The 6,221-nt window shown below is 63.7% G+C and carries 6 protein-coding genes; 5 read left to right on the top strand and 1 reads right to left on the bottom strand.

The window, feature by feature from the left end; all coding sequences use genetic code 11:
• Positions 1-242: 242 nt before the first annotated feature.
• A complete protein-coding gene (locus tag ACWDUD_RS11870; protein ID WP_450109434.1) occupies positions 243-524 on the bottom strand; it encodes a hypothetical protein in 282 nt (93 codons plus the stop codon).
• On the opposite strand from ACWDUD_RS11870, the gene ACWDUD_RS11865 reads away from it, so the two are divergent.
• The 5 genes from ACWDUD_RS11865 to ACWDUD_RS11845 all read left to right on the top strand — a co-directional run bounded on the left by ACWDUD_RS11865 (position 508) and on the right by ACWDUD_RS11845 (position 6,185).
• Positions 508-870 carry a hypothetical protein gene (locus ACWDUD_RS11865; protein WP_450109433.1) on the top strand — a complete coding sequence of 121 codons (363 nt, stop codon included), beginning with the start codon at positions 508-510 and terminating at the stop codon, positions 868-870. The genes ACWDUD_RS11870 and ACWDUD_RS11865 overlap by 17 nt on opposite strands.
• A gap of 66 nt (positions 871-936) precedes the next feature.
• Positions 937-1,515, top strand: a complete 579-nt coding sequence (locus ACWDUD_RS11860) for a signal peptidase I (protein WP_450109432.1) — start codon at positions 937-939, stop codon at positions 1,513-1,515.
• Between the two features lie 50 nt (positions 1,516-1,565).
• The gene (locus ACWDUD_RS11855; RefSeq protein WP_450109431.1) at positions 1,566-3,626 is read left to right on the top strand and encodes a hypothetical protein; all 2,061 of its coding nucleotides are present in this window, start codon (positions 1,566-1,568) and stop codon (positions 3,624-3,626) included.
• A gap of 25 nt (positions 3,627-3,651) precedes the next feature.
• A complete protein-coding gene (locus ACWDUD_RS11850) occupies positions 3,652-4,347 on the top strand; it encodes a hypothetical protein (RefSeq protein ID WP_450109430.1) in 696 nt (231 codons plus the stop codon).
• Between the two features lie 1,073 nt (positions 4,348-5,420).
• Positions 5,421-6,185: an MspA family porin gene (locus ACWDUD_RS11845; RefSeq protein WP_450109429.1), complete on the top strand. Its 765-nt coding sequence runs from the start codon at positions 5,421-5,423 to the stop codon at positions 6,183-6,185.
• Positions 6,186-6,221: the final 36 nt, after the last annotated feature.

Here is a 6,221-nt window from a genome sequence, read left to right as displayed (position 1 = left end):
CGATCTCTACCAGGTAGGACCCCACGTCCTCATCTCACGCCACACCGCCCGAATGTCCCCGGCCGCCGTCAGCGAACTCCTGGTGAGAAAACCTCACTGTTCTTCGGGTGAGGATATGCACCCGATTCGACCTGCGCGTATCTACGAATCTAATTGTGCAAACGACTGTTTCTAGATTTCTGATACACGAAATATGAATGGCGTAACAAACGTGGCGTTTGTACGCATAATTCAAGCGTCCGTCAAACGCGCCTATTCGCGCTCCCATGAGAATGGAAACCCATATGACCACAGCTGACCAGACTCAGAAGACCGAAGACGCTGTAGACCGGCACTCCGGGCACCAGTGCCTCGTTGTCGGGCACGAAGGTCATCGCTGCGGCCTCGCCTTCGATTGCGAAGTCGTCCCAGTCACCTGCGGCCTCGGTGTAACCCTGCAGGTTCCACTGGGAGTCACCGGTTCCGAAGATCGAGCTGCCCCACACGGAGTCGTTCCAGGCAGCGAGGGTGACGGCCGCTCCCACGCTGCACGAGGAGTTTGGCAACCTCGGGGCCACCATCGGCCTGTCGAAGGGCAACGTGACGGGAAGTACCGCCCTGGCCGGCCAGATCACCGTTACTGCAACCCTGGTGGACGGAGCGACCACTGCGTCCCCGGCGACGTGTGACGCAACGACCACCGGCACACAGTTGTTCAGCGGCCTCCTGTCCTCGGCTCTGGCATCGGGCACGTCGGCGATCACGCTCGCTCCGGAGGGCTACGCCTGGGTTTGCTTCAAGGCCGAGCTGAGCAGCGGCATCGCGGGTGATCTGACCCTGCAGAATCAGACCGCCACCGCCGCCTGGGTCTTCAACGGCCAGAGCGTTTAACCCCCAAATACTTGTGCCTCCCGGTGGGTGCCGGGAGGCACAAGCCGTCGTCTTCGTCTTCCTAGGATGGTCCGTACCGCCGTGCACGCCATGGTCGAACACAAGCCGCGCAGAACCGTCTGGTCGCGCGTCGAGAACGCGCTGCTCAACCTGCTCGCCGCGGGTGGGGTGGTGTGCATCGGTTTGGTTCTTGCCGCGTTCTTCTTCGACATTTCGCTGATCCTGTTTAAGACGGGTTCGATGTCCCCGACCATCCCGCAGGGCTCGATGTCTGTGGTGCAACGCATTTCGGCGGACGAGATCAAGGTCGGCGACATCGTCACCGTCGACCGCGAAGAAGGCGAACTGCCCGTCACGCACCGCGTGATCGCCGTGTACCCCCAACGTCCGGGTGAAGCGCTCATCGAGATGCAAGGCGACGCCAACCCCAGCCCCGACCCTGGTCCTTACCGCGTCACCGAGGTCCGCAAGGTGCTGTGGTCCGTCCCCGGCGCCGCATCGGTCATCATGTGGTTCTCGGATCCGATGATCCTCGCCGCCCTCACCCTCGGCTGTGCCGCTCTGGTGCTGTGGGCGTTCTGGCCCCGCAAGAGCGAGGCGAATTCTGCATCTGCTCAGCATGCCGATTCGAAGGAGCAGCAATGACGAACTCCAGGTCGCTGCGCCTGCTCGTAGCGTTACTCGGCGTGCTCAGCGTGGCCGGCGCCGCGATCCTCAACGTCGGATTCGTCGGGCAGACCCTCGCGAGCTGGACCGATCGTGTATTCGGGGGATCGACGTATGGGGTGAATGCAGCATCGTTGCAGGGTTATGCGCATGCGCTGGGCGGTAGGTTCCAGATCAACCGTCTCGTGAGTTCGGAGACCGTGGCGGGTGCAACTGCGGAGAGATTCGCAACGAGCACCGGGACGACGCGAACGCCGACCACGGGATTCACCCAGTACCACAGCGACGGACTACTGGGAATCGTAGCGACGGAACTCGACTCCGCAGTGTGCGCTTCCTACCTTTCTTCGTCGGATACCTGTGCGGACTACGGTTCGACTACCCCGCCGGTCCATTCGGTTGCCGTTGCGCGAAACCTCAAGACGAGCACGGGTGAATTACTCGGAGTCACCCGCTTCTTCTCCACGACCGGTGAACAATTCAAGACGACGGCCAGTTGCGTGCCCGGCACCGCCCCGACTGCCGGTGCGGTGCAATCGACCTCGGGTCGAATGTACGTGGGTGACAACACCAGCAACCCGATTGCCATTCCCGTCGCGCCGTCCGGAACCGGGACTCGGTCCCAATCGACGAGCAAGTCGTTCACATCCCTGGCTCGCTACGAGGTTGTGCTCACCCATACCAGAGTTCAGGAAGCCGACTACGCATCGTCGACTCTTCGGCTCAGAATGTCGGCCTATGCACTCGTGGTTGGTACTCATCAGTGGACACTCGATCTCGTGGTGCTCCACGCCGGTTGCGGGATCGGAACAGCAACGCAGCCGCTACCGAGCGTGAGCGCCGCTACACCTGTCACTGCCTCGGCCGGCTTTGCGAGTGATACGCCACTGGCTTCGATGATGATGAGCCGGCAGGCCGAAGCAACCACCTGTCCCACCGACGTCGACTCGACCGTTCCTGAGGACGAAGCGAACGTCGAGGAAGTTCACCCGGAGAACGTTGACCCAACTCCGGTGGGTGGGGAGCCGGTCCGGGCAGAAGCGGTTGATGCCGAACCTGTTGACAGCAAAGAAGTCCCGAATGAATCGGAAGCAGCCGAGGAGGTCACCGAGAGCGCGACGGAACCGATATCGTGCGAGCCGGAGACCTCAGACCCCAAGCTACTGTCGCCGGTCGACCTTCTGGTCGAGGAAGGAATCATCGGCGAAGCCGAACCCCAGTCGGAGCTCGCCAGTAGCGAGGAAGAAGGAGCCACGGACACCCAGATCCTCGCTGACGACGGGAACTCCGGCGACGCCGTGGAGGAGTCGGGCGACCCCGAGGGCGATGCCGAACGAAGTACCGAGGCTACCGACGAGGACAAGGCCGGCGGAAAGAGCGCCGACGTCGCGAAGGTCAACGGAGTGAAGGATGCAGCGGACAGTGACAAGTCCGCAACGCCGGACAACAACCCGGAATCCGGTGCCACCGAGGACGTCCCTGTCGCCGAAGGCACTCCGGAAACCGCCGCCCCGCTGAGTTCGACGAGTACAGCTCCGGCTCCCGCGCCCGTTCCGGCGCCGACTGCGAGCGGCCCCACCACCCCGAGCCGCGTGAGCACCGCCGCGCCGTTCACGATGGTCGCCACCGACGGCAGCGACCTCGGCACCGCCACCGTCCGTGACATCTCGCGCACCGATGGTTGCGTCGCGGTGCTGCTCGACGTCACGACGTCCGACGGTTCCGGAACGACCACGCTGAACGGTCTGCGTTCCAACGACTTCCGTGAGGTTCTCGCCGACGGCGACACCACGCCAGTCGGTTCCCCGACCGGGCCGTGCGCGGTGGACGCGCCGATGCCGACGTCGTTCGGGCCGAGCGCGGCCTACTCGGGTTGGGTGGCGTTCGACGTCGCAAACGGCGGCAACTCGGTGATGCTGCGGCCGGTCGGCACGGCGGGCTGGATTATCACCCTGCCGCCGGCACCGCCGTCGCCTGCGCCGGCACCGGTCGTCACCGCGACCCCCACTGCGGTCGAAACCGCGCCCCCAATGTCGACCCCGGCAACCACGGAGGAAACCGCACCAGCCGAAGAGCCCGTCGAGGAATAACGAGCCGAGCAGGAGGGGAGGGGCCATGCTTGCAGCTGCCCGTAGGGGAGGCCGCCTGATGGCGATCCTCGGCGTCGTCAGCACGGTCGCGGCGTGCAAGTACGGCTCCCACCTGCACCCGCAACCGAGCGAGGGCGGTATCCAGGCGAACTTCAGCACGAACCAGAGCGAGTCGGGGCCGTGGGGTGAGTACGCCACACAGCAGAGCGCAGGGCGGTTCGACTTCACGATCGACGCGCTCGCCCTGCAACCCGGCGAGCCGGTCTACGCGCCGATCGCGTTGCGCACCCTGCCCGCAGTAACCGCACCGGTATCGGTCTCCCTGAGACCGCCGCTGACCACCCCCAACTCGGTCGCGGACGTGCTCAGGTACTCCGTTTCGGATGCGCCCGCTGCTTCGTGCAACGCCGCAGGTTTCGGGGTGGCGACGGTCGTCGACGACCTGCCGTTGGCGACGGGTAGCGGCACCTTCACGATGCAACCGAACACCATCCGCACCTTGTGCTTCCGTGTGGAAATCCCGGACGGCACAGCCCCACTCGACTTCGTCGGGCTGGCCGACACCGTGGCGGCGTGGGAGTTCCGAGTCCGAGGAGATGACCCTCCGCGCCCGCCGAAGCCGGGCTTCGACAGATGCGGCGATCACCACCACTCAGCCTGGTTCGTCCGTAGTGGATTGCACTACGTGTACTGCTGGTCGTACTGGTGGAGGTGGTGGTGAGACTCTGTCTCGCCGAAGCGTGTCGCGCTGAGGCGGGTGTTGTTCTCGATATCGGGGCCGAAAATCGAACACAATGCCGGTCTCGATTCGTCCTTGGCCGGGGGATAGACATCCTTGTGCAACGCAATCGGCCTGAAGATCGGTGACATCGACTTCGTTGCGTCGCAACATAAATGATCACGAAATCTGGTGTCGATGCGGAAGGTACTGGAAATCGCGGATGGCGGCGCTGCGTCGCCGCCGAAGACTCACACTCGTCTGCTGCCGATGCGTGCAGGGCTTCCGAGGTCGGAGAACCGAATCGAAATTCTCGACGAGGTCGGTTTCGTGGCGCGTGCCGACAGGGGCTGGAAGCGGTGGAAGGTCCTGGTCGAGTACGACGGCGCGCATCACTGGACCGACCGGAAGCAGCGGACGCTCGACATCGGCCGCTATGCGTTGTTGCCGGAGTTGGGGTGGACGGTCATCCGCGTCGGTGCCGGCCTGTTGTACCACCGGCCGTTCTCGTCGAGCGGGTCCGCCGCGCCCTGCGTCGCGCCGGTGCGTCCGTGTGACGCCGAGACCGGTGTTGGTTGCGGAATCCGGCGGACGATTGCATACAACCGGTACGACACGAGGTGTGTGCAACCGCAAGTAACATGGTTTTAACTTGTTGTGATGTGTCACTCTATAGAGCTTTGCTCTCCGGAGAGTGCGCGACGAGCACGAAAACAGCTACCGGACAGTAATATTCGCACTTCGGGCACCGTTCTCAAGGCGAGTCGACTTGACCGTCTCTTTACGTAATTTTCACCGAAAGGTGATCTGGCTCACACCATGAAAATCATTAGTGGTGCTATTCACAACCCGTGTTATCGTTCGTCACGAACTGAGGCCGGAGGGTTCTGGGACGGCCACAGTGCCCTGTGGGGCGACAGTTGACCGCGCGTCGAGGTCCTTTGCGCAAGAGGACTATTCGCACGACGCGAAACACTGTGACACTTACCAGTCGATCTCTGCTGCCCGGAGATCGGCGTGCTCGACCGTGCCCTCCGCGAGGACGGGCACCGCACACACCTGAGTAGGGGTACCAATTGAGCAAGAAGCACGCGTCCGGACTGCGCCGCGGCGCCCGGATCGGCAGCATCGCCGCTGCCGCAGCCATCGCACTGGGGTTCCTGTCCGCAGGTGCGGCGAACGCCGATACCTTCGTTCCCCTGCCCGATGGCCAGATCACGGCTCCCGGTGACAAGGCCACGGTGAGCCGGACCGAGGAGAGCGCACTCGTCTCGCCGTCCATGGCCGCGAACCCGACCAACCGCGTCGCGTGGGTGTCCGGCAAGGTGTCTGCTCGGGTGAACGTCGACGTCCCGTCCGAACCGGGCAAGACCGACGGCAGCACCTCCTCGCTCGCCGGTGCCAATAACTCCTCGACGCACGGTGTCTCGCGCATCAACACCGGCTACATCGTCGGTTGCCAGGTCGACATCTCGGGCCTCAGGGGCAATCTGGGTGTCAACTTCAATGCCAGCGTTGTCTCCTCTTTGCAGAATCTCTTGGTGGCTACGACCTCGCTGCCTGCTGGCACAGCCCTCAATGCGGGGACTTCCTCCGGCGCGATCAGCCCGTCGGTTGCCCTCTCTGCCCCGCTGCAACCAGGCCAGGTCGCCTTCGTGCACATCGAAGGCAAGGACATCACCAAGAAGGACACCACCTACTCGATCCAGTACCAGGACGCGGAGCTCAGCACCCTGGGCTGCGGTGGCTACGCACAGGCCCGTGCGTACACCGTGCTCGAGGTCGTGGGCAAGGACTACGTCAAGACCACCTTGTACGGCCAGCCGTTCAGCATCGGCTGATCATCCGGACCGGACCTGACTGAAATCCTCGCTCAC

The sequence above is a fragment of the Rhodococcus sp. NPDC003382 genome, from assembly GCF_053589135.1.
The sequence above is the reverse complement of the archived record's forward strand: the minus strand, read 5'-3'. Positions and strand labels throughout refer to the sequence as shown.

Excerpts from the sequence above, each read along its gene's own strand:
- ACWDUD_RS11860 (WP_450109432.1), top strand. The coding sequence starts at position 937 with ATGGTCCGTACCGCCGTGCACGCCATGGTCGAACACAAGCCGCGCAGA.
- ACWDUD_RS11850 (WP_450109430.1), top strand. The coding sequence starts at position 3,652 with ATGCTTGCAGCTGCCCGTAGGGGAGGCCGCCTGATGGCGATCCTCGGC.